Annotated in this window: 24 protein-coding genes; 13 read left to right on the top strand and 11 right to left on the bottom strand. The window is 40.1% G+C overall.

Annotated elements, in window-relative coordinates:
- Window positions 1-347 precede the first annotated feature (347 nt).
- Entirely contained in the window at window positions 348-4,955 is a 4,608-nt protein-coding gene (locus tag ACKPCE_RS14715; protein ID WP_319505730.1) for an NACHT domain-containing protein, read from the top strand.
- A 184-nt stretch (window positions 4,956-5,139) separates the two neighbouring features.
- Here the strand turns inward: ACKPCE_RS14715 and ACKPCE_RS14710 are convergent, their stop codons facing one another.
- Entirely contained in the window at window positions 5,140-6,108 is a 969-nt protein-coding gene (locus tag ACKPCE_RS14710) for a helix-turn-helix transcriptional regulator (RefSeq protein ID WP_319505729.1), read from the bottom strand.
- Window positions 6,109-6,270: 162 nt separating this feature from the next.
- On the opposite strand from ACKPCE_RS14710, the gene ACKPCE_RS14705 reads away from it, so the two are divergent.
- On the top strand, window positions 6,271-8,382 hold the full coding sequence (locus tag ACKPCE_RS14705) for a TonB-dependent receptor domain-containing protein (protein WP_319505728.1): 2,112 nt from the start codon (window positions 6,271-6,273) through the stop codon (window positions 8,380-8,382).
- 24 nt (window positions 8,383-8,406) lie between these two features.
- Here the strand turns inward: ACKPCE_RS14705 and ACKPCE_RS14700 are convergent, their stop codons facing one another.
- Window positions 8,407-9,057 carry an HAD family hydrolase gene (locus tag ACKPCE_RS14700; RefSeq protein WP_319505727.1) on the bottom strand — a complete coding sequence of 217 codons (651 nt, stop codon included), beginning with the start codon at window positions 9,055-9,057 and terminating at the stop codon, window positions 8,407-8,409.
- Between the two features lie 106 nt (window positions 9,058-9,163).
- Between ACKPCE_RS14700 and ACKPCE_RS14695 the strand changes: the two genes are divergently transcribed.
- The 3 genes from ACKPCE_RS14695 (at window position 9,164) to ACKPCE_RS14685 (ending at window position 10,915) form a co-directional block, all read left to right on the top strand.
- Entirely contained in the window at window positions 9,164-9,349 is a 186-nt protein-coding gene (locus tag ACKPCE_RS14695) for a hypothetical protein (RefSeq protein WP_276964188.1), read from the top strand.
- Between the two features lie 216 nt (window positions 9,350-9,565).
- Window positions 9,566-9,847, top strand: a complete 282-nt coding sequence (locus ACKPCE_RS14690) for a cyclic nucleotide-binding domain-containing protein (protein WP_319505726.1) — start codon at window positions 9,566-9,568, stop codon at window positions 9,845-9,847.
- 348 nt (window positions 9,848-10,195) lie between these two features.
- Entirely contained in the window at window positions 10,196-10,915 is a 720-nt protein-coding gene (locus ACKPCE_RS14685) for a DUF362 domain-containing protein (RefSeq protein ID WP_319505725.1), read from the top strand.
- Window positions 10,916-10,952: 37 nt separating this feature from the next.
- Here ACKPCE_RS14685 and ACKPCE_RS14680 read toward each other — a convergent pair whose 3' ends face one another.
- From ACKPCE_RS14680 to ACKPCE_RS14650, 7 genes are all read right to left on the bottom strand, one after another.
- Entirely contained in the window at window positions 10,953-11,882 is a 930-nt protein-coding gene (locus tag ACKPCE_RS14680; protein WP_319505724.1) for an ADP-ribosylglycohydrolase family protein, read from the bottom strand.
- Window positions 11,883-11,907: 25 nt separating this feature from the next.
- A complete protein-coding gene (ygiD, locus tag ACKPCE_RS14675) occupies window positions 11,908-12,741 on the bottom strand; it encodes a 4,5-DOPA-extradiol-dioxygenase (RefSeq protein WP_319505723.1) in 834 nt (277 codons plus the stop codon).
- 24 nt (window positions 12,742-12,765) lie between these two features.
- The gene (locus tag ACKPCE_RS14670; protein ID WP_276964196.1) at window positions 12,766-13,104 is read right to left on the bottom strand and encodes a HepT-like ribonuclease domain-containing protein; all 339 of its coding nucleotides are present in this window, start codon (window positions 13,102-13,104) and stop codon (window positions 12,766-12,768) included.
- Window positions 13,097-13,396: a nucleotidyltransferase family protein gene (locus ACKPCE_RS14665; protein ID WP_276964199.1), complete on the bottom strand. Its 300-nt coding sequence runs from the start codon at window positions 13,394-13,396 to the stop codon at window positions 13,097-13,099. The genes ACKPCE_RS14670 and ACKPCE_RS14665 overlap by 8 nt, the downstream gene beginning before the upstream one ends.
- Window positions 13,397-13,514: 118 nt before the next feature.
- Window positions 13,515-14,525 (bottom strand): GGGtGRT protein, encoded by a 1,011-nt coding sequence (locus tag ACKPCE_RS14660; RefSeq protein WP_276964202.1) that lies wholly within the window; start codon window positions 14,523-14,525, stop codon window positions 13,515-13,517.
- 19 nt (window positions 14,526-14,544) lie between these two features.
- Window positions 14,545-15,246 (bottom strand): iron-sulfur cluster assembly scaffold protein, encoded by a 702-nt coding sequence (locus tag ACKPCE_RS14655; RefSeq protein ID WP_276964204.1) that lies wholly within the window; start codon window positions 15,244-15,246, stop codon window positions 14,545-14,547.
- 174 nt (window positions 15,247-15,420) lie between these two features.
- A complete protein-coding gene (locus ACKPCE_RS14650; RefSeq protein WP_319505722.1) occupies window positions 15,421-16,953 on the bottom strand; it encodes a pectate lyase family protein in 1,533 nt (510 codons plus the stop codon).
- A gap of 135 nt (window positions 16,954-17,088) precedes the next feature.
- Here ACKPCE_RS14650 and ACKPCE_RS14645 point away from each other — a divergent pair, with 135 nt between their 5' ends.
- From ACKPCE_RS14645 to ACKPCE_RS14615, 7 genes are all read left to right on the top strand, one after another.
- A complete protein-coding gene (locus ACKPCE_RS14645) occupies window positions 17,089-17,592 on the top strand; it encodes a DMP19 family protein (protein ID WP_024996751.1) in 504 nt (167 codons plus the stop codon).
- 129 nt (window positions 17,593-17,721) lie between these two features.
- Complete coding sequence (locus ACKPCE_RS14640; RefSeq protein WP_319505721.1) at window positions 17,722-18,426, top strand: hypothetical protein; 705 nt, start codon at window positions 17,722-17,724, stop codon at window positions 18,424-18,426.
- Between the two features lie 116 nt (window positions 18,427-18,542).
- Window positions 18,543-19,088 carry a Yip1 family protein gene (locus ACKPCE_RS14635; RefSeq protein WP_276964292.1) on the top strand — a complete coding sequence of 182 codons (546 nt, stop codon included), beginning with the start codon at window positions 18,543-18,545 and terminating at the stop codon, window positions 19,086-19,088.
- Between the two features lie 9 nt (window positions 19,089-19,097).
- Entirely contained in the window at window positions 19,098-19,550 is a 453-nt protein-coding gene (gene smpB, locus ACKPCE_RS14630; protein ID WP_024996755.1) for an SsrA-binding protein, read from the top strand.
- A gap of 97 nt (window positions 19,551-19,647) precedes the next feature.
- The gene (metH, locus tag ACKPCE_RS14625) at window positions 19,648-22,389 is read left to right on the top strand and encodes a methionine synthase (protein ID WP_276964215.1); all 2,742 of its coding nucleotides are present in this window, start codon (window positions 19,648-19,650) and stop codon (window positions 22,387-22,389) included.
- Window positions 22,390-22,457: 68 nt separating this feature from the next.
- Window positions 22,458-22,583 carry a symporter small accessory protein gene (locus ACKPCE_RS14620; RefSeq protein WP_262482345.1) on the top strand — a complete coding sequence of 42 codons (126 nt, stop codon included), beginning with the start codon at window positions 22,458-22,460 and terminating at the stop codon, window positions 22,581-22,583.
- Window positions 22,580-24,127: a sodium:solute symporter family protein gene (locus tag ACKPCE_RS14615; protein ID WP_319505720.1), complete on the top strand. Its 1,548-nt coding sequence runs from the start codon at window positions 22,580-22,582 to the stop codon at window positions 24,125-24,127. The genes ACKPCE_RS14620 and ACKPCE_RS14615 overlap by 4 nt, the downstream gene beginning before the upstream one ends.
- A 24-nt stretch (window positions 24,128-24,151) precedes the next feature.
- Here ACKPCE_RS14615 and ACKPCE_RS14610 read toward each other — a convergent pair whose 3' ends face one another.
- Window positions 24,152-25,543 carry an MltF family protein gene (locus ACKPCE_RS14610; RefSeq protein ID WP_319505719.1) on the bottom strand — a complete coding sequence of 464 codons (1,392 nt, stop codon included), beginning with the start codon at window positions 25,541-25,543 and terminating at the stop codon, window positions 24,152-24,154.
- Window positions 25,544-25,546: 3 nt separating this feature from the next.
- A complete protein-coding gene (udk, locus tag ACKPCE_RS14605) occupies window positions 25,547-26,152 on the bottom strand; it encodes a uridine kinase (RefSeq protein WP_276964224.1) in 606 nt (201 codons plus the stop codon).
- Window positions 26,153-26,240: 88 nt separating this feature from the next.
- Here udk and ACKPCE_RS14600 point away from each other — a divergent pair, with 88 nt between their 5' ends.
- Entirely contained in the window at window positions 26,241-26,540 is a 300-nt protein-coding gene (locus ACKPCE_RS14600; protein WP_024996758.1) for a Dabb family protein, read from the top strand.
- Window positions 26,541-26,571 lie beyond the last annotated feature (31 nt).

Raw genomic sequence — 26,571 nt, 5'->3', positions numbered from 1 at the left:
ATTATGTATGGTTTTCCTGTTGGTTGTTTTGATGTAATTGTAAACCAACAATTTATAATTGTTGGCCTGCGATTTTAAAAAGTTGGCGTAGGATTTTGAAAAGTTGGTGTAGAATGAGAAGATTACTGGGGAAGAAAAAGTAGAAGTATCATTCTTTTCTTTATTAATTCTGAAATAGATTGTATATTTGTGTGATATCCTATAATGTACTTATTTTGTACTTTTAGTAGTCTTATTTAACTAATATAATATTATTTAAATATGTTTCTTGAAATTTACATTATTAGGATTGTATATAAATGTCGGTATTTATATAGATTTATCTAATTTTTAAACAGAATGTAAGTATGTATATTTTGTCGAATCATTCTATAGTATATCATTCACTGCTTGATGATAGGAGGTTTGAGGAATTTGTCAGAGACCTCTATTTTCAAGATATTCAAGCAAAAGTATTTGATGATCGGTTTGATAATGTTCAACTTTTGAGTGGGAATAAAGAACAGGGGCGAGATTGTGTGCTATATAAAAATGATAATAGTGCTGGGGTGATACAATGTAAACTATATGCTAGACCCTTAACTAAGCCTGAATCAGCAAAAGAAATTATAAAATTCTGTTTATACTCAGTTATGGATACTGATTTTATATTTGACATCAATACATTTGAATACCACTTTGTGGCGTCAAGTGGATTTAATAACCAAGCAATGCTATTGCTAAATAACTTTCCTGAAAAAATTACTCAAGAGACAGAATTAAGTAGTTGGATAGATAAAGTTATTCATGAATATAAAACGCTTGATGAGATTGACTCTTATACAATCGAACAAAAACTATACGATATACTCTTTAATATTAAGATTATCCCAGTTGATGGCACAGAGTTAGATAGAAAACTTTCTTGCGAACACAATACAAACTTGTATAGTAAATACTTTGATGTAAGAAAAGTAATTGATACTTCTGAGGTAGTACCTAAATTAGACGCTATAAGTGAAAAGTTAGAGGAACAGACTAAATCATATTCTATTTATAATCCTGAATTGTTGGATGAATTAGGATGTGCTTCGTTTACGCTTTATGGATGCAAAAACTATTTTGGCAATCTTGCTGATTCTAACATTAAACGCAAAGAAACCACAGAGTTATTCAATTGGATAAAATCATCATTACCGGCTAACTCTGAGGAGAAAAGTGAAAATATTATATTCCTTTCCGGTAGTGCAGGATGTGGAAAAACTACGATACTTAGGGACTTATATGAGTTACTGGATAAAGAAAAGATTCCTGTTTTGGGCCTCAAATCGGATGCCTTAGTGGCCAATAATTTAGACGATCTTAGATTGAAAATTAACTTAACTTACCCAATTGAGAAATCAATCATTGAAGTTTCTAAAAATGTAGGAAAAGCAGTTGTGTTGATAGATCAATTAGATGCTCTTTCTCAATATTTATCATCCAGCCGAGATTATGTAAATACCTATATTCGACTTATTGAATCGTTTAAAAATTTTCATAATATAAGAGTGATTGTTTCAATTCGGGAGTATGACTTAAATTATGATTTCTCATTTCATGCTTACAAAAAAAGTAATAAAATTCAAGTAAGTGAGCTTCGTGACGAAGATGTGGAGCACGTTCTTTTTAAGCTAAAATTGGAAAAAAGACAGTTGACGGATACTTTATTTTCCTTGTTAAGAAATCCTAATAACCTGGATGTGTTTTGTCGGATTTACAATAATGAAACAAAATTCCATGAGATTAAATCTCTTCAGGACTTATACACTGAATTATGGAAGCAGCTTATGCGGCATCCTAATGTTGATAAAAATAATCAAAAAAAACTTATTTACGAAATAGTAAAGAAGCAATATGAGCAACAAACGATTACAGTTTCATCAGCTAATCTTGTTGAAGATTATCTAAATGAATTTAATTCTCTTAGAAGTAAAGGAATCATTATAGAAGAAAAAGATAATTTAATACGCTTTTTCCATCAGTCATTTTATGACTATCTTTTTGCCAAAAGATTTATTGAAGAAAAGAGAGATGTTGTTGAATTTATAAAATCAAATAACCAGTCGTTGGAAAGCCGGTCTGGGCTAAAAATGATTATTTCTTATCTTTCAAGATCAGATAGAAATGAATATATACGCATAACGAAATATATAATACAATCAGGTAAGATTAGGTTTCATGTAAAATCGTTGATAATTTCGCTACTGTCTAATGTGGAAGATCCTTTAGATGATGAAAAGCAACTTGTATTAAAATTAATTTCTAAAAAGAAAAAATATTATGATGTTTTTATTGATAGTTTGATTTCTAAAGGTTGGACTAATTGGCTAATTCAAGAAGGCTTATTGAATGATTTATATGAATTAAAACTTACAAAAATGGATGAATTATTTAACGCGAAAATAAGATTTACTAAGTGGGTTTTACGCTGGCCATTTTACAATGATTACTTGCCATTTGATACGAGGAAGAATCAGTCACTCAGTATGGCTACATTCCTTTTACGAAGAAATTTGCAATCAAATGTTGATGATATTTTGGCCTTGTTGTTATCCCTTAAGTTTGAAGAAAAAAAACAAGTTGTGGGTAGAATTTTGTATTCCAATCAAGATTGGACAAATCCATTGGCATACGAGCTATTCTTTTATTGTAAGGATTCCTTGGATTTATTTTCATATTATCACATACTTGAAAATATAGTTCCTGTAAATGTAGATTTTGTAATAAAAGAAATTGAGAAAAATATATATGATGAAATTTTCGCGATAGAAAAAGGAAAGCAAAGAGATGATTGGCATCAAAAGAAGAAGTTATTGGATTTAATAAGTAATGTTTCATCTGAAAAAGCAATAACATTCTTATTTAACACTGTTTTTTCAGCCATAAAAAGCCATGAACACTTATGGCGTAGCGAAGATGATCGATTATTAGTTCCTGATGGCTTATTTACCTCATTCAGTATAGTAAATAAAAAAAGTGATTACCATACAAACAAAGAGCGAATTTATGCAAGGCTTATTTACTGGGTAAAAGAAATTAGGATTAAAAACCCCGCTTTTTATGATAACTTTGTGAGAACTCATTATACATCCAAATACCATTCTATCCTAAAGATTGTCTTGTGTGTGTTAGATAGCCCCGATTCAAATAAAGAGGATTTGGTGATATCTATCATTAAACGAATGCATCAAATAAATCAAATTACGGATCATGGAGAATTACAAGGAGATTTATTTCGACTTATTCAGCTTTGGGTTCCAACATTCTGTCACAAAAACAAGAAGGCTGTCTTGGATATAATTTTATCTCTTAAAAATCAAGGAAAATTAACTTCTTGTCATAGTGAAGGAAGAGTTTATTTTAAATCTACGTATGGACGTACTACTTATTTATTTATGCAAGCATTCCCCATTGATTATATAAATTCAATACCAGAAGCTAGAAAGATATATCAGGAACTTAATAGGAAATTCCATAAGGAAAAATCCTCTGATTATCTGCATGGTATACGTTTTCTAGCGGGCGGTATTGCTTCGCCAATCAAACACGATGCATACACGAAAATGACAGATGCACAATGGCTGAAATCATTCCTCAAATATACAAAGGATGAATTTTCATATGACTTTAAAGGTGGAAGAGAAGAACATGCTCGGAAGTTTCAAGAAGAAGTAAAAAAGCAACCTGATCGTTTTGTAAAGTTGGTACATCAAATGATTATTGATGAAGAAATTCATCATTCTTATATTGCTCAAGCCTTATACGCTTTTGGAGAATCAGACTTGCCAAATCAAACATTGAGAGATATTTTTGTGGCGGCAATAAATAATAAACGCTATTCAAATGATAAACTTTTTTATATTACACAAAGTTTGCAGAAATTATTTGTAAAAGGGATAGAGGATCAAACTATAATTGACTTTGCTATTAATTTGGCACTATCATATCCCAGTCCTGAAAGACTTAATGACAGTGATTTATATAGTTCAGCTATGACTTCGGTACGAGGCTCTACAATTGATGCATTGTATTGTTTGAATATGGAAAAATATGGAGATGTGGTTTTAAGGACGATGGAGAAAGTTGCTCAGGATGCAAATGACAGTATTCTAATATCTGTTCTTTATGGAATAGCATATTTGAATAAACAGAATATTAAGGATGCGTTTTCACTTTTTATATCAATTACTGCAAATGCGTCTGACCAAGTGTTCGTTCATTCAATTAACGCTGCCCAATATTATACCCATTATGATTTTTCTCGATTAAGATACTATTTCCTTCGAGCAAAATGTATTAAAGATGAACAATTTAGACAAAATATTTCGGCAATACTATACTTCGCATGGATTAATGATTATTCAAATGCAGAATTCATTCTATTCGATTATATTGATAATGACCCAATATGTATTGCCGAAGTAATAAGCTACTCCATAAATAACTTTTATTGTAGTAAAGACCCTAAAGGAGAAAAAGCTATATTTATTTTGAATAAATATGTAAATTATAAGAATGAAAGTATTTCACATCAATATGATTGTTGTTTTATACACTATGAAAAATCCAATATAAAATTTATTGATCTATACCCTTTTGTAATAAAATATATTACTTCAAAATCTTTCGATTTAAAAAGATATTACATTTTTGATTACCTTTTAAAATATAGTAATGAGTACTCTGATAAATGCTTTGAAGTATTCAAGAAGATAAACTTTTATCAAATTAGGAAAGAAAAAGAAACCGAATATTCATTTATAGTTAGGGAACGTCAAATGAGATTATTAATGGGATTCTATAATATTTTCAAGCAAGATAAAAAACGTTATAGGAGCAAATTGGCATATATAAATAAAATATTCGATGTTTTGTTTGAAGACATTGGTTATAAAGACCATATTGATAAAGCTTTATATCTAATTTCGAAATAAAACTCTGATTCAGCATCTATCTTTTTTAAAGAAATAGCCGGAATGGATGTAAAATATGATGTGGTTAAGAGCTATGATAAATTGATGGAGTTGGTACAACTGAAATAAATAACGGTATGACGTTGATCGATAATAGAGTGAAGTAAGTGTAAGGACACAATCAGGGAAGCGTTGCTGTTGTCACTTAGCACTCCTGTTGTTTACTGAATGCTTTTGGCTTCATTCCTATAGTTCGTTCAAAGATGCGGGTGAAGTGGCTGAGATTGGTGAACCCCAAAGCATAACCCACGTCAGAGATTGAACCGTAACCTTCTTTCAGCATTTGTGCAGCGCGTTGAATGCGACGCATCTGATAATAGTTGAAGATGCTGTCCCCAAACACCTGTCTGAATAGTCGCTTCAGTTTCGACTCACTCATGCATGCCTCCTTTGCAAGCTGGGCTATGACGGGTGGCGTGTTGAGTTTCTCAATCATTGTGTCTCTCACGCCATAGACAGCCTTCAGATCCTGAGCGCTGATGGGATATACCGTCTGCTTCGGGCGTTGCGAAAGGAAAGCTAGAAGGCGACAGATGAGCTCATCCACTTCTGTTGTGAGGAAATAATTTTTTAGAGCCTCAGGCATTTTGCAGTCTACTATCTCGTTGATAATATCCTGCATTGCCTTACTGATGCTGTGTTCAAAGAATAAGGGACGATCGTTGAACAGTATGCTCTTCAGGATGGGCGAGTCGTCATAACATGGAATCTTTTTGAGGAGATAGTCTGAGTCTATGGTTATATATAGGTCGGCACAGCCATTGCTTTCCAGTACTTTTTCCTCCATATTGACACACATCGTAGATATTTGCACAAAGCGCTGACTGAGTGGTACGGTATCGTCGGCCATACACTCTCTGAACTGGAACAGCAAGTAGCGGAATTGGTCGAATTTCTCGTCGTTGGCCTCTTCTTGTAGCAAGTGTTGGTATTCGATCTTTTCTTTGAGGCGGAAGTTGAAGAACAACAGTCCCATATGGCGGTTCGGTTTGGCGCCTCTTATGTATCCCTCACCTTTCTCAATGGGGATGCGAATCTCACCATTTTCAACGTTCGTACCGAGCATCTCGGCAAAAAAACTCAGAGGGTCATGTTCTCTTCTTTTTCTATCCATGTGGCTAATGTTAATAATGTGTATGGGTAGTCTGTTGTGTATGCTTATGAAATTTGGCCTGATATGACTATTCTGTTGGCAAATATAGCTATTTTTATTTATAAATGTCCACCATCTTTGCAAAAGAAAAATAAGAACATCAAATATAATAATAGCAAAGATATGAAGAAGTCAATTATTTTAGCGGCTTTGGTAGCCGTGAGTCTGTTCGCAAAGGCGCAGACTGAGACAACGTATTTGTCAGAGGACAGCATCAACTATTCTGTGAATATGGACGAGATAGTGATAAATGCTCATATTCCGAAGGGCAAGGTGATAATCGGTGGTACGTCCACTCGTGTGGTTGGCAGTGTTTTAGAGAAACTGGGCAGTGCCCGCCAGGTGGTGGAACATCTTTCTGGAATCAAGAAGAAGATGAATGGCACTTTGGAAGTGATAGGCAAAGGTGTTCCTGTCATCTACATCAATGGTCGCCAGGTGCGTGATTTATCGGAATTGGACCGTGTCAAAGCAGATGAATTGGTAAAGGTGGATGTGTTGACATCACCAGGTTCAGCCTACAATGCCAATGACCATGCAGTCATCAACATTAAAACCAAGAACAGAGAAGATGGGTGGGCAGTGGATCTCACTTCGCAAACTGCATTTTCCTATCGTACGGATTTGGGAGAGCAGATTAGTGGTAGCTATAAACAAGGAAAACTGGAACTGCTTGGCACTGTTCGTTATGATATGAAGCAGCAGCGTGAGACTGCAACTACGAATATTGATACCCATGTTGACAGTCTTTGGCAGCAACGTTCCACCTCTGTTGATCATACCAATGGCCAATCGCTGTATGGACAGATAGGAATGAACTATCAGGCGAGTAAAGCGCATACTCTAGGAGTGATGTATGAGGTAACGGGGATGTTGCAGGGCAGGCAGATTAATCACAATCTCACTGATGTGATGGCTGACGGAAATAGCTATGATTTCTGGAACACAACGGAAATGCTTTTGCCTCGCGTGAAGCCTACTCATCATGCTAATATTTATTACAAAGGAAAGATTCGCGAATGGAAACTTGACTTCGATGCCGATATGATGCTCAGTGGCAGTCATCAACATGATGAACTGATGGAAAAAAGTCGGAATTTCGCTGATTATGCAGCCATCACCGAGGAACATACCACCAACCATTTGTATGCAGCCAAATTCACCGCCGCGTATCCATTGTGGAGAGGCACATTCTCTATGGGTAGTGAGTGGACACTCACCAATCGCCACACCGATTTCACTGGATATGCTGGGGTACTGGGGTCTACTGATGATGATATACAGGACCAAAATCGAGCATTCTTCAGCAGCTATGATATTTCATTCAGCGAGAATACACAACTTTCTCTGGGGCTACGCTATGAAAATGTTGCTTACGACTTTCTGAATCAGGGTGTGAAGAACCAAGAGGAGAGTCGTGTTTACAACCATCTCTTCCCCTCGCTGTCATTCAGCACGCTGTCGCACGGGTTGCGCTATGCCTTTAACTATCGTATTCAGACGGTTCGTCCGATGTATGAGATGTTAAAGAGTGCCGTGAACTATGGCAACCGTCTCACCTATTTGAGTGGTAATCCTAGTTTACAGCCTACCTATATCCATGCTGTAGAGCTGGGAGCATCTTATCGCGACCTCAACGTGCAGGTTGGTTACAACCATTATAAGGATGATACAGCCTTTGACGTGGAGCAATTGGAGGGTAATGAGAAAATCAGCATCAATAAATTCAACAATATCCGTAGCAGGAATGCGTTGACATATACAGGCTCTTATGCCCCGGTGATCGGTATTTGGCAGCCTGAATTGGGTGTGGCTGGTACCTATCAGTGGTATTCTACTGTTTGCTTTAACGAAAAGAAGAATATGAATGGTGCATTTGCTATGCTTCAGTTGAGCAATTCATTCCGTCTCAACCATGGATGGCTACTGCGCGTGGATGGTCAGTGGAGTACCAACGGCTACATGCAGAATCAGTATGTACATAGTTCCGCTTGCCTGAATATGAGTTTAAACAAGGAGTGGCACGATGGCGCATGGAGTGTTTTGCTAGAAGGTACTGATCTGTTCCGTACACAACGCGAGGCTTCAACTTTCTATTTCAACAAAACCCAGCAGTATCGTGAGACCCAAGCCAATAGCCGTGGCGTCAGCCTCACTATCCGCTATAAGTTGAATGGCAAGAACCGTTCTTATCAAGGAGTGGGTGCAGGAAATGAGGAGAGAATGAGATTGTAAGTGTTCTGTTCTGTAGCTCGTATCTTAAAAACAGATATCTAGCACATCACCAAAACAATCAACAATATGATTGGCGCCTTGCTTCATTAACTGTTCCTTTGTGTTATAACCGTAGGTAACTCCACATGTTAGGCAATTGGCGCCTTGCCCCATCGCTATATCATAAACGGTATCTCCTATGACTAACGTTTTTTGAGGGCTAGACTGAGTTTGCTCCAGTATCATAAGAACCATGTCGGGTGCAGGTTTCTTGTTCACCACATCTTGTTCTCCCAAAGTGTAAGAGATGTATTGGCTTATATTTAACTTATTCAATAGTAATAGCAATGCATCTCTTCCTTTGCTGGACGCAACAGTAATGGTTATTCCTCTTTGAAAAATGTTTTGCAATGTAGATGCAACCTGCGGGAATAATTGAATGGTATCTAAGCTTATGATATTATAGTTCTCGCGATATATTCGGATGGCTTCTTCTAATATGGCTCTTTCCTTTATTTGGGCTGCCTTGATAAATGTTTCTTCTAGCGGTAGCCCGATAAGGTTTTCTATTTCATTGTCATTGGCCTTGGGGAGCCTCAATATTTTTAATGTAGCTTGTATGGTTTGTATAATACTGTTTTTTGTATCAGCTATTGTCCCGTCAAAGTCTAAGATTACTGTTTCTATTTTATTCATGTCCTTTTTTGCAAAGGTAAATAATATTATGTGTTTAATAATGAATGACTTATGCTTTTTTGTTTGAAACTAATTTTTTACTTTTGTTATTAAATAATATAAATCTATGAAGATAACTAATTTTGTTACTCCTCCGGAACATATAAATTTTCTTGCCAAGAACCTTTTTGGTAATTGCGGTGAGATTATTAACGGTTCTATTGCTTATTTAGAACCCAATGGGGGAGGACCTGTTCAATTACATACGCACGAGCACGATCATTTGGAAGTTGTATTAAATAAAAAGTTTTAGTCTATGAAAATAAAAAGATTTTTGCCAAAACAAATATTACCGGATGTAGGAACGATACTTACTACACTATTGGTGATAGGGTATACTTATATGCAAGGCTTTTCTTGGTTCCTTCTTCCTTTTTATATTCTTCTTTCTGGCTACTATTTGATGTTGTTATTTTTAATGTTTAAAAAGAGAAAAAAGAATAATTCCACAAGTAACTGATTTTAGTTTATGGATACAATAGGTCTTATTACTCATCCTATGCATAGTGATTCTGAAAGCAAGCTTTGGGCAAAGTTGAAATCTATTGCCGTAGAAAAGAGTATACCCTCGCGTACCATACTTTTATATGAAGGTGAAGTAGCCAGATTTGTATATTTCGTGAAACAAGGTTGCTTAAGACAGTGGGTAAACAAGGATGGTAAAGATATAACTTTCCAGTTCTTTTTTGAAGGGCAACCTGTTGCTTCTTGGAGAGCTTTGTTAGTGGTAATCCGAGTCTGTTTTCCATAGAAAGTATTGAACCGTGTACAGTGTGGGTGGTGGATAAGGCTGATTTTGAACAACTTATAAATGATGATTCGCACTTTGATCATGAATTTAGGAACTTTGTTTTTCAAAGATTCAGTAATTATGCGCGTTTGTTTCTATCCCGAATAAAAGATACACCTCAAGAGCGATATCAGGAGTTACTACAGAAGCAACCTGATATAATTAAACGGATTCCTCAGCATTATATTGCTTCTTATTTGGGCATAACCCCGGTTTCTCTTAGCAGAATAAGAAATAGAAAGTGAACTGATTTATTATCATTTGTTATCGTTTAGCGATTTACCTCAGAGTACTTTTGCATAAAAAAGTATGATGATTGAAGATTTAAATAGCCGGAAACGAACTGAAGTAAGAATCATTGGTCTTGATACGAGCAAGTGCATTGCTTGTTGGAAGTGTGTAGAATCATGTGCGATGGGAACGCTTGGGAAAATAAATTTGCCTTGGCATAAACATGCGGTAATTGTAAGTGAAAGTAGTTGCATCGGCTGCTTAAAATGCATGAATGTTTGTGATAGCCATGCCATATTTAAAGTGGATTTAGCAAATAATGGCGGCAAGAAAATTCAGAGAAGAGGCTTTTGGATAAGATTACGAGCTAATTTAGGATTGCTATTAGCTGCGTTGGTAGTTGTGTTTTCGGGATTTCTTATTCAGTTTTGCTATCATGTGGGACATGGTGGGGAAATCAACAAATTAAATCTTGTTTTGGGTCTTACTTATGCGGGATGGACTTTGGTTCATAAGTTAGCTGTTTTGCTGTTGTCTTTTTATATGGGAACCCATATCTATAAACATAGAAAGTGGTTTGTAAATATGTTGTTGAAAAGAACAAAAACAAAGACAAGAGGATTGGTTTGGCTAACTATAATGTTTTTTATTACATTTCTGACGGGATATTGTTCCTGGCTTATAGATTTGGCTGGTGGAGATATGCACTTAAGGAAAGCTTTTATTGAAATCCACGATAAAGTGGCTATCTTGTTTTTCGGTATGCTGCTTTGGCATGTGTATAAGAAATTTAAATAGCTTATTGATGCTGGTTTTACCTTAAAGTAACTCCATACTATAAATGAAGATGAATTGTTTCAAAATACTCAGCAACTTTATTTAATTCTTCTTTTTTTATCAATCCATCAATGTATGTACGGGGGATAGAATGATACCCATACTTGGCGCCCAGCAGACTACAAGCTACGGCTGCATTGGTGTCGGCATCTCCTCCGGCATCAATCATGGCAAATAATCCTTCTTCAAAACTGTTGCAGTGATGCAAACACCAAAGGGCTGCTGCCAGTGTTTTAAGGGTGTAGCCCATCGCTTTATCGTCAAGGGTGAGAGCGGTCAAGGTCTCGGATTCTGCTAAGTTCAGGAATTTTTCTATTCGTTCGTCGTATTGGATACTTATTTCTTTGAGTTCGCTCATTGGTGGAACGGTATTGTGGTATACCAACGAATGAATAAGGATGGAGTATATAACGCAGGAGCCCACGCAGCGGGGATCAAAATGGGTGAGTTTGCATATTGATTCAGCTTCTTTGATAACGTTACATGGCAGTAAGCCTACTATAGAGGTACGCATTATGCCTCCGTTACCTGCACTTTTTTCACCTGTGAGTTGCCAAACAGCACGAGACACGCGAAAGGGTTCTTGTTCGTATTGAGGATGGCCGAGCACGCAACGCGTTTGATTACCGATGTCGGGCGGATTGGTATTATACCATGCTTTGAATTTACTTGCGATGGATGTGTAATTTATTTCTTTCTCTTTAATAAGAGAACGAGCAATGCAAAGCATCATTTCCGTATCGTCTGTCCAGTAACCTTTTGGTCTGAATGAACGGTAGGCGTCCTCGCGTATCTGTGAATAATTGCGCAGGCCAGTAGGGTAGTGTTGTTGTACTTCAGCACGAGTCATGAACTCGGTGCCTGCTCCTAATGCATCACCAATGGCTTGTCCGAATAGGGCTCCTTTTATCTTATCGGCTTGGCTCATGGCAATCTGTTTTGTTCCTTTGTCTCTATTCTCCTACTATAAAAGAAGTCATGTTTAACGATGCTGCAATTACTTTATCGTTAAAGAATCTGACTTTTTCATCTTTGTTTCTCAGTCCCAATACATAGAGCATCGGAATGTAATGTTCGGGTGTGGGAATTGCTAACTCAGCATCTTTATGCAATGAGCGGTAGTTTATCAGTGCCAGGTCATCTCCATCTATTAGCTTGTTTTTGAGAATATCGTTCAGTTCGAATGCCCAATCATAACCATACTCGGCATTAAAGTCGTTGCCCGTTATGCGCATGATGCGCAGGTTGTGTATCATATTTCCACTACCTATTACCAGAACGCCTTTGCTGCGAAGGAAAGCAAGCTCTTTGCCCAGGTTGTAATGCCATTGCGCATCTTTGTCGTGATCTATACTTATCTGAATAACAGGTATATTTGCCAAAGGATAGGTGTATTTAAGGATTGTCCACGTGCCGTGATCCAACCCCCATTGATCGTCGCCCTTTACGTGTGTGCTTTGGATATTAACTATGACTTCCTGAGCTAACGAGGGTGATCCCGGCGACGGATATTTCTGGCGATAAAGTTCATTGGGGAATCCATAGAAGTCGTGAATGGTTTCTAGCGGATTGCCTATTGTTACGTGCGTACCTTTTGTTTCCCAATGAGCCGAGATACACACAATGGCATGTGGCGTAGGTAATTGAGCGCCCAAACTGGTCCACATGCGTGAAAATTCATTGTCTTCAACTGCATTCATCGGCGATCCGTGTCCAACAAACAACATTGGCATCAGAGGGGTACTTTCCAGTTCTGATATGCTTTTATGTAAATCTTTTAATGTCATAGTTTACTCCTTATCTATGGCATTTTATGAATTTAATAGTGATATTACTTCTTTCTTAAGTTTGGGTAGATGATTTATAACCATACTCCAAAGTACATCTACAGATAGGCTGTCGTAGCCATGTATAATGTAATTTCTGGCATCTACTATTTTACGTGAATTGGTAATGGCTATATCTTTATCAACCTTTAGTATCCTGTTCATTGCTTCGCCTATGATTTCAATATTTCTTTCTATTGCACGTCTAAGGCAAAGGTTGCTGTAGAAGTCGTCGTAAACTTTGGGTGCATCGCCAAAGAAACTTTCTACTTCCTCAATGGCAGTCAGTATATCTTGTAAGTGTTTCTTTGTTAAATCATCCATAGATAAGCATTTTAGTTGAATCTACATTTTTCTTGAGATATGGGTTTTTGATAGTTTGTTCCTCCAGCAAGTCTATTTCTCTACCTAGTAAGTCTTGCAACGAATATTTGAAATCAAAATAGTTATCGAAATAATCTTCAACTTCTGTCTTATTGAAATCTACAACCAAGTCGACATCACTATCATCGTTGAAACGATCGGTTAGGACAGAACCAAAGACAAATAGCTTATGAACCTTATGCCTCTTGCATAGGTCTATAATCTTCTGGATATTATTCTCAATTAGCTTCATGTTACTATCTCCTTTCTATGCAAATATAACCAATTAATTTATATTGAATACTTTTGATTGATAAAAAAATCCCCATAACCTTATCAGTTACAGGGACTTATTATAGTTGAGTAATTATTTACTTACCTAATGCCTGAGCTATGTCAACAGCTACAGCTACAGTACAACCTACCATTGGGTTGTTACCGATACCTAGGAATCCCATCATTTCTACGTGAGCAGGAACTGATGAAGAACCAGCGAACTGAGCGTCTGAGTGCATACGGCCCATGGTGTCTGTCATACCATAAGAAGCAGGACCGGCAGCCATGTTATCAGGGTGCAAGGTACGACCTGTACCACCACCAGATGCTACAGAGAAGTATTTCTTACCCATTTCGTTACATTCTTTTTTGTATGTTCCGGCTACTGGGTGCTGGAAACGAGTTGGGTTGGTTGAGTTACCTGTGATAGATACGTCAACACCTTCTTTGTGCATAATAGCAACACCTTCGCGAACATCATCGGCACCATAGCATTTTACTTTGGCACGGTCTCCGTCAGAATAAGCGATTTCACGAACTACTTTCAGTTCTGATGTGTAATAGTCAAATTCTGTTTGTACGTAAGTAAAGCCATTGATACGTGAAATGATTTGTGCGGCGTCTTTTCCAAGACCGTTCAGGATGCAACGAAGAGGTTCTTTACGAACTTTGTCGGCCTTAGCTGCAATTTTGATTGCACCTTCGGCAGCTGCAAATGACTCGTGTCCTGCAAGGAAAGCGAAACATTTTGTTTCTTCGCGAAGCAGACGGGCAGCCAGGTTTCCATGGCCGATACCTACGTTACGATCATCAGCTACTGAACCGGGAATACAAAATGCCTGAAGACCGATACCGATTGCTTCGGCAGCGTCAGCAGCTACTTTGCAGCCTTTTTTAATAGCGATGGCAGCACCTACAACATAAGCCCATTTTGCATTCTCGAAGCAGATAGGCTGAGTTTCTTCACACGTTTTATAAGGATCAAGTCCGTGAGCTTCGCAAATAGCGTTAGCTTCTTCGATGTCTTTGATGCCGTTTGCGTTCAAAGCAGCAATGATGCCTTTGATACGACGGTCCTGACTTTCAAATTTTACTTCTCTAATCATAGTTTCTTTCCTCCTTATATTATTCGTGACGTGGATCAATGTGTTTAACTGCTCCCTGTTCCGCTGTTACGCGTCCGTAAGTGCCGGTTACTTTCTTCAAAGCTTCGTTGGCATCAGTACCTTTCTTGATTTCGTCCATGAATTTACCCATGTGAACGAATTCGTATCCGCAGATTTCATCATTCTTATCAAGGAAGATAGTTTTGATATAACCTTCGGCCATTTCAAGGTAACGAGGACCTTTTGCCAATGTTCCGTACAAGGTACCAACCTGGCTACGAAGACCTTTACCCAAGTCTTCAAGACCTGCACCGATAATCAAACCGCCTTCAGAGAAAGCCGATTGAGTACGTCCGTAAACAATTTGAAGGAAAAGTTCACGCATAGCTGTGTTGATTGCATCACATACCAAGTCGGTATTCAACGCTTCCAAAATGGTTTTTCCGGGAAGGATTTCTGCAGCCATAGCAGCTGAGTGAGTCATTCCTGAACAACCAATGGTTTCAACCAATGCTTCCTGAATAATACCTTCCTTAACATTCAGAGTTAGTTTGCACGCTCCTTGTTGAGGGGCACACCAACCTACACCGTGTGTTAAACCGGAAATGTCTACAATCTCTTTCGATTTTACCCATCTGCCTTCTTCGGGTATGGGAGCCGGTCCATGGTTAGGACCTTTCTTCACAACACACATGTGTTCCACTTCGTGTGAATAAGTCATAATTAGCTCTTTTTTTAAGTAAAATAATATAGTTTTGTAACCACAATTTTTCAATTGACCGCAAAGTTAGTCCTTTTATTTGGTTTATACAATCTGACTTTTATTACTTTTTTAAGAAATAGAGCAAATAAAAGACTGTAAATCTGCTTATTGCAAAGTGGAGATTACATTCCGTTAAAAGTCATCGGCGCAAGGTGAAGCGGAGCTTCCTTCGCAACCTTGTTTCATAATGTGGGCAACCAAGCTGTTGATGTAAAGTTCCAGGTAGCTGTATCCGCTTTTTTTGTCAATGTCTTTGTGTGTTTTTCCGGAGGGCATGTTTTGAGCTGCCCAGCTGTCGGCAATGCCATCTTTGTTGGTGTCAGCAGGTTTGCTGCCTTGTTGGTATTCAGGATAGCCCCCGCAGTCTGCTTGCGAATCAATTAAACCATTGGTTCCTCCATTTGAGCCGGTGTATGTGTAAGTGCCTTGTTTTACTTCGTTGATAATGCGGGTATCAACGGCATCGCGTTGCATACTGGCTCCAGCGTAGTTCAATACACGCTCGTAGGCTGTAGCAGCGGTATGTGTTCCTACGGCGGCAACTTTGTATTCCTGATTGGCCTTGATGCCGTCTTTGCTTCCGCCTGGAAGTGCGCCGTTGTTGGTGTTTGGGTGTATACCTACCCAATTGTCTTCATTGGTTTGGGCAATGTATTGTCTTATTTTATCGGTGAGAGCGTTGCATGTATTGTCTATATAATTTGCTTGAACGTAAAAGCTACCCCATATTCCGGCTGCATTTTTTTGAGTTCCGTCATCGGCATTGGGCGAAAAGATGCGGTAGGTGAGTGATTCTTTGGTTGCTGTCGACGGGCCGGGTTTGTAGTAGTTGCCCACGAAGTTGTAGCTGCCTCCTTCACCGGCGTAACCTCCGTTGGTTGGTCCCCAGTTGTAAAACACGTTGTTGCGCAGGTCGACTAACTCGTCGGCAGGGCGACCCGAAAAACGACTGCCGCATAGACGGGGAGTGCGACTGCTGTGGTGTGCCAGTAAATTGTGATGAAAGCTGGCACCTTCGCCTCCCCAAATACCTCCGTAGCCGTGTTTGCCTTTGCCGTGAACGGAATTGGTGAGGCTTTCACTCAAGATGCACCACTGCATGGTGAAGTTTTTATTTCCGTAAAAAGAGGAACATTCGTCGGTACTCCAGCTCATGGTGCAATGGTCTATAATGATGTTGCTATGCTCACGTCCCCACATGGCATCGTCTTCGCTTTTCTTTTCATCGCCCATGCGGCAACGGATGAACCGGATGATTACGTTATCGGCTTTAACTACCAATGAGTAATTTTTGAGGCAGATTCCGTCGCCGGGAGCCGTCTGCCCGGCAATAGTTACGTCTCCGTTTTTAACTTCCAGGGTCGATTGCAGTTCGATAATGCCCGATACGTCGAAAACGATGGTGCGCGCACCGCTCATACTCAATCCGTAGCGCAGCGAGCCACTGCCGCTGTCGTTAAGGTTGGTTACATGATACACCTCACCGCCACGTCCGCCGACGGTTGTCATTCGGGCAAAACCTTCGGCTCCCGGAAAGGCAGGAGCTACGGCTGTTTCGGTGTTGTCTTCGTCAGGGGGTGTGACACTCTCTGTTTTGTTGTTGTCGTTCTTTGCACAAGCGCTCGATAACAGGAATGCGCAGGCAAGTAAGAAAATTTGTTTCATGATATCAATGTTTATATAGGCTGCAAAACTAGAAATCAGTGTCTGTTATGATGTGTATGAATTATTATTCTATGTGGAAGTATTGGGCTTTCAATCAAAAAGATTACTTTTGTGGCAACGATTAATACATATAGTATGATAGAAGTATCTGATGAGGCATTGCGCAATGCAGCCGGTGAAGGAATGGATGAGTTTATTAAGGTGTTTACTGATAAATACCTGGAAGCAACGGGCGGTAATCTGACTGCCGAGACCATGCCGTTGCTAACGGGAGAACAGCATTCGCTATTAGCTTATCAATTGTTTCGGGATGAAATTATGGTGGGAGGTTTTTGCCAGTTAATTCAAAACGGTTATGGTAGCTATATCTTTGATAATCCTTTTGCCAAAGCAATGAGATTGTGGGGGGCACATGATTTTTCTAAGCTGATTTATAAAGCAAAAAAAATATATGATGCCAGCCGTGAGGATCTTGAAAAAGAACGCACGGAAGAGGAATTCATGGCTATGTACGAAAACTATGAGGTTTTCGATGACTTGGAAGAGGAATTCTTCGAGATGGAAGAAGAGCTTACCACGCTTATCGCTTCTTATGTAGACGAGCACTTGGATTTATTTGCTGAAATAAAAAAGGATTAGCCATGCAGTATATGTGTGTTGGGTGCGTTTATTTATTAAATAGAGTAAAAAAAGAGGGGTAAACGGTGTGCATCTCTCTTTGTTTTGTATATTTGCACACCTATATAAAACACACATTGATATAATATTATGAAACAGATGAAGTTTTTCGCATTGGTTTTGACTTTCTTAATGGGAGTTTCTTTAACTTCTTGTATTGATGAAGGTGAGTCATCTACAGCAGCTGGAAGTATCGTTAAAGTTGTTAATTACATGGGAACTGTACATTTTGAAGGTGCAAATGGAATAAAATATTATCCAACTACTGCTTCTTTGGCTACGGTTGAAAGTACATATAAGTTTTCAACATCATCTAAAGTGGCTTATATCTATTTTTCTTCTGCTGTGGCAAATACCTCTAGTACTGGTCAGACTACAGATAGCTATACAGTTGAGTTGACTTATGCGGTTTCATTAGATTCGAAAACTGAAATGCCTTCAGCCAGAGGTGCCAGCAATGATTCAGTATCAACAGCTCCTATAATATCTTTAACTGTTAGTGGAAGCAATAATGTTTTCATGATGGATAAGCAGTTGGTGCTAGGAGCAACGTATTATACATCTAAATTGCACTATTTTACATTGGTGTATTATCCGGAAGAAACAACTGCAACTTCTAGTGAACTGAATCTTTATTTGCGTCACAATTCAAAAGGTGATACGAGCAAGGATGCTACTTCATATGACTATGTAATGTCTAATTTGGCTTTCATGCCTTTATATTATAAAGCATTTGATCTTTCACAAATTATTTATGACTTTCAGATGAATACAGGTAAACAACTTTTACCATAAATGTAGAGACACAAGAAAGCAGTATGGGCATTATATTAGATGATGCAACAACAAAGAAATATACTTTAACCTACAAGGAAGAATAATTGAATTACAAAGGAATTTTTAAAATAGCGATGTTATTGATTTCCTCTCCGGCCAAGGCCTGGGAGGAAATTCGTTTCAATACGGATAGGCGAGCGGTATTTACCGAATTCGTTTATCCTATGATTGGTTTATGTGGTCTCTCTGAATTCATTGGCTCCATGCTGGAGTACGGATGGAGTGGCCCTCAAAGTTTCCAACTAGCCATGACGCAATGTTGCGCAGTGGCTGTGGCTCTTTTTGGCGGATACTTTTTAGCAGCGTTTGCCATAAACCATTTGGGAGTTAGATTGTTTGGTTTAAAGAATGATATATTGTTGGCACAACAATTGGCCGGATATACGCTTGTAGTCACCTTTTTAATTAGTATTGTTACGGGTATGTTGCCCGACTTTACCGTTATTGGCTGGCTGCTTCGTTTTTATTTAGTCTATGTGGCATGGGAAGGCGTATCGGCTCTTTATGAAATGAAAGAGAATAAAAAGGTGGGCTTCACCATACTTGCATCTGCGTTACTTATTTTTTGTCCGGCTATTATACAGGTGGTGTTCAACAAACTAACAGTAATACTCAATTAATTATAGAAAATGAAACTGGCTCCCGTTAATATAAAAAATAAACGTGCTACGTTTGATTACGAACTGACGGATACATATACGGCTGGCATTGTGCTTACCGGTACCGAAATAAAATCAATCCGTCTGGGTAAAGCTAGCTTGGTAGATACTTTTTGTTTCTTCTCAAACGGTGAACTGTGGGTGAAGAATATGCATATTGCAGAATATTTTTATGGCTCTTACAACAACCACAGTGCACGTAGAGACCGAAAACTATTGCTGAATAAAAAGGAATTGAAAAAGCTCGAAAAAGGCACGAAAGAAACCGGTTACACCATTGTTCCTGTACGAATGTTTATCAATGAGAAGGGACTGGCAAAGGTTGTCGTTGCTTTGGCAAGAGGTAAGAAACAGTATGATAAGCGCGAATCGCTGAAGGAAAAGGATGATAAAAGAGACATGGATCGCATGTTTAAACGTTAACTTTTCTCCGCCATGGCAGTGGCAACGATTCTGTTTTCAAGGTATTCAATAGGTGAACCGTTTGCGAACGGTTCGGTCACTAATTCAAACAGTTATAATGAAAAAGACTATCCAGCAACTGGTATCTGAGCGCATCCTGATATTGGATGGCGCTATGGGAACTATGATTCAGCAGTATAATCTTCGCGAAGAGGATTTCCGGAACGAAAGTTTCGCCAATATCCCCGGACAACTGAAAGGAAACAACGATTTGTTGTGTCTGACCCGACCGGATGTAATTCAGGAAATTCATCGCAAGTATCTGGAAGCAGGTGCCGACATCATAGAAACAAATACATTCAGTTCTACAACGGTTTCCATGGCCGATTATCATGTAGAAGATTATGTTCGCGAAATAAACCTGGCTGCTGTAAAAATAGCACGCGAGGTAGCCGATGAGTATTCGGCTAAGACTCCCCATAAACCTCGTTTCGTTGCCGGCTCGGTAGGGCCTACCAATAAAACATGTTCAATGAGCCCGGATGTAAACAATCCGGCATTCAGAGCTTTGTCTTTCGACGGACTGGTGCTGGCTTATCAGCAACAGATTGAAGCGTTGCTCGAAGGGGGCGTTGATGCGATTCTTATAGAAACTATTTTCGATACGCTGAATGCTAAGGCTGCTATTTTTGCTGCTGAAAAGGCTATGAAGGTCGTAGGGGTTGAGGTTCCTGTGATGCTATCGGTTACGGTTTCTGATATTGGCGGTAGAACTTTATCGGGACAAACATTGGAGGCGTTTCTGGCTTCTGTGCAACATGCTAATATTTTGTCGGTGGGACTCAACTGCTCCTTCGGTGCCAGTCAGCTCAAACCTTTCTTGTTGCAATTGGCAAACAAGGCTCCTTATTATATCAGTGCGTATCCGAATGCCGGACTGCCCAACAGTTTGGGGGCATACGATCAGTCGCCCGAGGAGATGGCTGTACAGGTGAAGGAGTATATTGACGAAAAGTTGGTGAACATCATTGGCGGATGTTGTGGTACGACGGATGCTTATATAGCCAAATATGCGGAACTGATAAAGAACGCAGAGCCCCGCAAACCGGTAGGTAAGCCTGATTGCATGTGGCTCTCTGGACTGGAATTGTTGGAAGTGAAGCCGGAGATTAACTTCGTAAATATAGGCGAGCGGTGTAACGTGGCTGGTTCTCGCAAGTTCTTGCGTTTGGTGCAGGAAAAGAAATACGATGAGGCACTATCCATTGCTCGTGCTCAGGTAGAAGATGGGGCATTGATTCTGGATGTGAATATGGATGATGGTTTGCTCGATGGAGCAGAGGAAATGACTACTTTCCTGAACCTGATTGCTTCGGAACCTGAGATATCTCGTGTGCCCATCATGATTGACTCTTCTAAATGGGAGGTTATTGAAGCAGGCTTAAAGTGCCTGCAAGGTAAATGCGTGGTTAATTCAATTTCACTGAAAGAGGGTGAAGAGGCTTTTATTGAACATGCTTCTGCCGTGAAACGCTATGGGGCTGCGGTGGTGGTGATGGCGTTCGACGAAACCGGACAGGCAGATACGTTCCAACGTAAAATAGAAGTATGCGAGCGTGCCTATCGTTTGCTGGTCGATAAAGTAGACTTCAATCCGCATGATATTATATTTGACCCGAACATTCTGACTGTGGCAACGGGCATTGAGGAACATAATAATTATGCTGTCGATTTTCTTCAGGCTACCGAATGGATACGAAAGAATCTTCCGGGGGCTCATGTGAGTGGCGGAGTAAGTAATTTATCGTTCTCATTGCGTGGCAATAATTACATTCGCGAGGCAATGCATGCGGTGTTCTTGTATCATGCCATTCAGAAGGGCATGGATATGGGTATTGTAAATCCTACTACTTCTGTATTATATACCGACGTTCCGGCCGACGTACTTCAAATTATTGAAGACGTGGTGCTGAACCGAAGAAAGGATGCAGCTGAAGATTTAATTGTATTGGCCGAGAAACTTAAAGATGTAGCGTCAGGCGACAGTCAGCCTATCAGGCATGATGCTTGGCGTGACGGTACGGTGCAAGAACGATTGAAGCACGCGTTGGTCAAAGGGATAGGCGATTTTCTGGAAGAGGATTTGGCAGAGGCTTTACCGCAATACGAAAAAGCGGTAGATGTCATTGAAGGTCCGCTGATGGAGGGAATGAACTATGTTGGTGAGCTGTTCGGTGCAGGCAAAATGTTTTTGCCACAAGTCGTGAAAACAGCACGTACCATGAAGAAAGCTGTTGCCATTTTGCAACCGGTCATTGAGTCGGAAAAAACGGCTGATGTGAAGTCGGCCGGGAAAGTGTTACTGGCCACGGTGAAAGGCGATGTGCACGATATTGGTAAGAATATTGTGGGAGTTGTCATGGCTTGTAACGGTTATGAAATTATCGACTTGGGTGTGATGGTACCTGCCGAAAAGATTATTCAACGGGCTATTGAAGAAAAGGTGGATATGATTGGACTGAGTGGCCTGATTACTCCTTCGCTTGAAGAGATGGTGCATGTGGCGTCCGAACTGGAGAAAGCCGGATTTAATATACCGCTGCTGATTGGTGGGGCAACCACTTCTAAGCTGCACACGGCCCTGAAGATAGATCCTGTTTACAGTTCCCCGGTGGTTTATCTGAAAGATGCATCGCAAAATGCCGGCGTAGCCTCTAAGTTATTGAACCCGGAATTGAAGGATTCGTTTGCGGAAGAGATTCGTTCGGAGTATCAGTCTCTGCGAGAAAAGGGCAGACCGGTACAACGTGAAATTGTTTCATTGGATGATGCACGAAACAATAAATTGAATCTGTTCTGACTTTCGTTTTGTATTTCAAGGATATTCCTTACATTTGTGCCAGAATTAACGTAAAATCTGATACACAAATGTTTGGAATCAACGACCCGCTTATCATTTTGCCCTACCTGTTATCGGTAGTGTGCGTGCTGTTCTCAGCTTGGTTTGGAGTGAAATACTGGAATAAGGACGACGAAAAAGATGAAAGCCGATGAACACATTTACGCTTGGACTGATTGTGATAGCGTATTTGCTGTCATTGGCTTATTTAGGTTTTTTGGGGTATAAGAAAACGACCACGGCAAGTGATTATCTCGTTGGCGGACGACAGATGAACCCCATTGTAATGGCTCTTTCTTACGGAGCAACTTTTATCTCAGCTTCTGCTATTGTTGGTTTTGGCGGTGTGGCCGCTGCTTTTGGTATGGGCATTCAATGGTTATGCTTCCTCAATATGTTTGTAGGGGTAATCATCGCCTTTCTTTTCTTTGGTTTGCGAACGCGTCGCATGGGTGCCAAGTTAAATGTCAGTACGTTTCCTCAGTTATTAGGTCGTCATTACCATTCGCGCGGCATACAGGTTTTTGTAGCTGCCGTCATCTTTTTGGGCATGCCACTCTATGCCGCAGTAGTCATGAAAGGTGGTGCCGTTTTCATCGAACAGATATTTCAGATTGATTTTAATGTGTCGCTTCTTATCTTTACATTGATAATTGCAGCGTATGTGATTGCCGGTGGAATGAAAGGGGTGATGTATACAGACGCTTTGCAGGCGGTCATCATGTTTGCTTGCATGTTGTTTCTTATTTTTTATCTCTATAAAATATTGGGAATGGGCTTTACCGAAGCGAACAATGCGCTGAGCGATATGGCTCCTCTGGTGCCCGAGAAGTACAAGTCGCTGGGACATCAGGGTTGGACGGCCATGCCTGTATTCGGTTCTCCTCAATGGTATACGCTGGTTACCTCCTTGATTTTGGGCGTAGGAATTGGTTGTTTGGCGCAACCGCAGCTAGTGGTACGTTTCATGACGGTGAAAAGCAGTAAACAGCTTAATAGAGGGGTGTTTATCGGCTGTTTGTTTTTAATTATAACCGTAGGCGCCATTTATCATGCAGGGGCCTTGAGTAATTTGTTCTTCCTTAAAACAGAAGGCGCTGTGGCTACTGAAGTAGTAAAAGACATCGATAAGATTATTCCCTATTTCATAAACAAAGCGATGCCCGACTGGTTTTCGGCACTCTTTATGCTTTGTATCCTTTCGGCCAGTATGTCTACGCTTAGTTCACAGTTTCACACGATGGGTGCTGCTGCCGGGTCGGATATTTACGGAACGTATAAACCTCGTTCGCGCGGACGCCTGACTAGTGTCATTCGTCTGGGTGTGTTAGTTTCTATCTTGGTGAGCTATGTTATCTGTTACATGTTACCCAATGATATCATTGCACGCGGCACTTCCATCTTTATGGGTATATGTGCGGCAGCTTTTCTTCCTGCTTATTTTTGTGCTCTTTATTGGCAGAATGCTACACGTAAAGGAGTTGTTGCCAGTCTTTGGGTTGGTACGCTGGCCAGTTTGTTCGCACTGGTCTTTTTACATCAAAAAGAGTCTGCGGCTATGGGCATTTGCAAGACTTTGTTCGGAAGAGATGTTTTGATTGAGGCATATCCTTTTCCGATGGTTGACCCCATTTTGTTTGCACTTCCGTTATCCATTATTACAATTGTTGTAGTCAGTTGGGTAACCGGCCGCAAGTAACATCGGGCGGTTGAGGGAGAAGATTTATTTTTTGATTTTTTGTTTGTACACTTCGTACCGGCTCAGAATGTCGCGTACGAAGTTGTACGTTTCAATGCCACGGAAGTATCCGTTTTTGCAAACAGGATCGGTGAAGTATTCTTCATTGCTTTTCAGCAAAATAAACTTTTCAACGTTATGTTCCCACACCAGTTCCTTCTTTCCGTATTTGCGTGCCAACGCCATGGCATCCGAAATATGTCCGAGTCCGGCATTGTAGGAAGCCAGAATAAACTTAATACGTTCTTTTTTGTCGGGTATAACTTTCAGGTTGCGATTGGTTGCATCAATATACTTCACCGCCGCTTTGATACTCTCTTCGGGATTAGATTCTTTCCCCGGAGGAAGTCCCATGGCTCGCGCGGTGACGGGCATCAGCTGCATTAATCCCCGAGCACCCGCCCATGACACAGCCGTTGTGTCGAAGTTTGACTCCGTATACGCCAAAGAAGCCAGCAAACGCCAATCCCAGTCAATCTCCTTTGCATACTTCTTAAATAACTTATCGAAATGAGAGATTTTCCCTTCCCGAAGCGATAGAATAGGAGAGTGAATAATGCTTTTACTGATTTCAAAGTAGCGCTTCATACTGGCATTGTAAGCCGGTGAGGTCAAATTCTCTTTGTGCCATTTGTTGGCTGCTTCGGCTAGTAACGGACATTCTTTTCGAACTGCCCATGATGCGCGCTGGTCAAAGCTTATAGGCAAGCGGATGTCCAGATTGGGATAATACGTTGTGTTTAGTCGGGCCAGATCATTGTCGCAAACCGTGTAATCGATCTTCCCCTGATAAACCTGCGTGATAAGATCCTCCACAGTAATACTGTCGGCCTCCACCTTTCTGATCTTGATGCCGCCACCCAATTCTTTGTTTAAGTTCGTCAGCCGGTCGAAATACTTGCCCGGTTTCACGTACACCTCTTTTCCTACCAACTGAGTCACATCAGTGAGAACTTTGCCCTTTCCACCTGCCCGCTGCACAATAACCTGATGAGTAACTACCTCCTCACCGCAATAAGTTACACTATCTTTCAGCTCTTTGGTGATGGGCAAGTTGTAAGCAATCATGTCGCCCTCACCGTTGCGTAGCTTTCGTACCAGATCGGGAACATTACGAGCCACTTCAATGCGTAACTTCAGTCCCAAGCTCTTGGCAAACTGCTCACTGAGTTCGTACTGAAACCCCATCTCCTGACCGCGATAAATAAAATAAGAAGTAGAACTGTATAAGGTAAGCACCACCAGTTCACCGCTATCTTTCATTTGAGGCAGGTCGTACGTTACTTCATCCGTACCCCGGTTCCCCTTGCGGCAAGAAGCCAGCACAAGGAGCACCAGGCAAAAGAGAAAGGTAAAACGAACTACTTTTATACGCATGCGCTACAAATGTTTTTTGATGTACATGGTTAAAATGTCAATGGCAACTTTGTTGTTACCTCCTTCGGGAACGATCAGGTCAGCATACCTTTTGCAAGGCTCAATGAATTGCATGTGCATGGGCTTCAACACCCGTGTATATCTTTCCATCACAGCTTCGGCCGTTCGCCCGCGCTCAATGACATCCCGTTGAATCACACGAATCAGGCGTTCGTCGGGATCGGCATCAACAAATACTTTCAGGTCCATCATGCTGCGCAACTTCTTGTCGCACAAAGCGAGAATTCCCTCTATGATGATTACTTCGCGCGGTTCAACGTGTATGGTTTCGGGTTGGCGCGTACAAGTAAGATACGAATAAGTAGGCTGTTCAATGCTTTTTCCTTCGCGCAACAGAGACACGTGTTTGGAGAGCAGGCTCCATTCGAAAGCGTCGGGGTGGTCGAAGTTAATGTTTTGGCGCTCCTCCACCGGCACATGACTACTGTCTTTGTAGTATGAATCTTGTGGCAAAAGCACTACTTCATTTTTGGGCAAACTATCTATTATTTTGCGTACTACAGTGGTTTTTCCCGAACCGGTTCCGCCCGCTATTCCTATTATTAACATTCGTTGATGGTGTGTATATGAACAATATGGATTACTTTTGTGTAATCAAATCATGCAAAGATAAAAACAATTCATAAAATAACAACGTATGGTTAAACACATTGTATTATTTAAGCTGAAAGAAGAACTTCCGGCTACTGAGAAACAAGCAGTGATGAATCAATTCAAAGAAGCAATTGAAGCCCTTCCTGCTAAGATATCTGTGATACGAAAGATAGAGGTGGGGCTCAATGTGAATCCGGCCGAAGCATGGGACATTGCCTTGTACAGTGAGTTCGATTCGCTGGAAGACGTGAAAACATACGCTGTTCATCCTGATCATGTGGCCGCAGGTAAACTATTGGCCGATGTGAAGTTGAACCGCGCTTGTGTAGATTATGAGTTCTAGATTCTCAATATATCATTAGACGAATAAAAGT

The sequence above is a fragment of the Bacteroides graminisolvens genome (assembly GCF_963666085.1).
Lineage (GTDB): Bacteria > Bacteroidota > Bacteroidia > Bacteroidales > Bacteroidaceae > Bacteroides > Bacteroides graminisolvens.
Note: the sequence above shows the minus strand (reverse complement) of the source record. Positions and strands in the feature narration are given on the sequence as shown.

Excerpts from the sequence above, each read along its gene's own strand:
- ACKPCE_RS14715 (WP_319505730.1), top strand. The coding sequence starts at position 348 with ATGTATATTTTGTCGAATCATTCTATAGTATATCATTCACTGCTTGAT.
- ACKPCE_RS14710 (WP_319505729.1), bottom strand. The coding sequence starts at position 6,108 with ATGGATAGAAAAAGAAGAGAACATGACCCTCTGAGTTTTTTTGCCGAG.
- ACKPCE_RS14705 (WP_319505728.1), top strand. The coding sequence starts at position 6,271 with ATGAAGAAGTCAATTATTTTAGCGGCTTTGGTAGCCGTGAGTCTGTTC.
- ACKPCE_RS14700 (WP_319505727.1), bottom strand. The coding sequence starts at position 9,057 with ATGAATAAAATAGAAACAGTAATCTTAGACTTTGACGGGACAATAGCT.
- ACKPCE_RS14695 (WP_276964188.1), top strand. The coding sequence starts at position 9,164 with ATGAAGATAACTAATTTTGTTACTCCTCCGGAACATATAAATTTTCTT.
- ACKPCE_RS14690 (WP_319505726.1), top strand. The coding sequence starts at position 9,566 with ATGGATACAATAGGTCTTATTACTCATCCTATGCATAGTGATTCTGAA.
- ACKPCE_RS14685 (WP_319505725.1), top strand. The coding sequence starts at position 10,196 with ATGATGATTGAAGATTTAAATAGCCGGAAACGAACTGAAGTAAGAATC.
- ACKPCE_RS14680 (WP_319505724.1), bottom strand. The coding sequence starts at position 11,882 with ATGAGCCAAGCCGATAAGATAAAAGGAGCCCTATTCGGACAAGCCATT.
- ygiD (WP_319505723.1), bottom strand. The coding sequence starts at position 12,741 with ATGACATTAAAAGATTTACATAAAAGCATATCAGAACTGGAAAGTACC.
- ACKPCE_RS14670 (WP_276964196.1), bottom strand. The coding sequence starts at position 13,104 with ATGGATGATTTAACAAAGAAACACTTACAAGATATACTGACTGCCATT.
- ACKPCE_RS14665 (WP_276964199.1), bottom strand. The coding sequence starts at position 13,396 with ATGAAGCTAATTGAGAATAATATCCAGAAGATTATAGACCTATGCAAG.
- ACKPCE_RS14660 (WP_276964202.1), bottom strand. The coding sequence starts at position 14,525 with ATGATTAGAGAAGTAAAATTTGAAAGTCAGGACCGTCGTATCAAAGGC.
- ACKPCE_RS14655 (WP_276964204.1), bottom strand. The coding sequence starts at position 15,246 with ATGACTTATTCACACGAAGTGGAACACATGTGTGTTGTGAAGAAAGGT.
- ACKPCE_RS14650 (WP_319505722.1), bottom strand. The coding sequence starts at position 16,953 with ATGAAACAAATTTTCTTACTTGCCTGCGCATTCCTGTTATCGAGCGCT.
- ACKPCE_RS14645 (WP_024996751.1), top strand. The coding sequence starts at position 17,089 with ATGATAGAAGTATCTGATGAGGCATTGCGCAATGCAGCCGGTGAAGGA.
- ACKPCE_RS14640 (WP_319505721.1), top strand. The coding sequence starts at position 17,722 with ATGAAACAGATGAAGTTTTTCGCATTGGTTTTGACTTTCTTAATGGGA.
- ACKPCE_RS14635 (WP_276964292.1), top strand. The coding sequence starts at position 18,543 with ATGTTATTGATTTCCTCTCCGGCCAAGGCCTGGGAGGAAATTCGTTTC.
- smpB (WP_024996755.1), top strand. The coding sequence starts at position 19,098 with ATGAAACTGGCTCCCGTTAATATAAAAAATAAACGTGCTACGTTTGAT.
- metH (WP_276964215.1), top strand. The coding sequence starts at position 19,648 with ATGAAAAAGACTATCCAGCAACTGGTATCTGAGCGCATCCTGATATTG.
- ACKPCE_RS14620 (WP_262482345.1), top strand. The coding sequence starts at position 22,458 with ATGTTTGGAATCAACGACCCGCTTATCATTTTGCCCTACCTGTTATCG.
- ACKPCE_RS14615 (WP_319505720.1), top strand. The coding sequence starts at position 22,580 with ATGAACACATTTACGCTTGGACTGATTGTGATAGCGTATTTGCTGTCA.
- ACKPCE_RS14610 (WP_319505719.1), bottom strand. The coding sequence starts at position 25,543 with ATGCGTATAAAAGTAGTTCGTTTTACCTTTCTCTTTTGCCTGGTGCTC.
- udk (WP_276964224.1), bottom strand. The coding sequence starts at position 26,152 with ATGTTAATAATAGGAATAGCGGGCGGAACCGGTTCGGGAAAAACCACT.
- ACKPCE_RS14600 (WP_024996758.1), top strand. The coding sequence starts at position 26,241 with ATGGTTAAACACATTGTATTATTTAAGCTGAAAGAAGAACTTCCGGCT.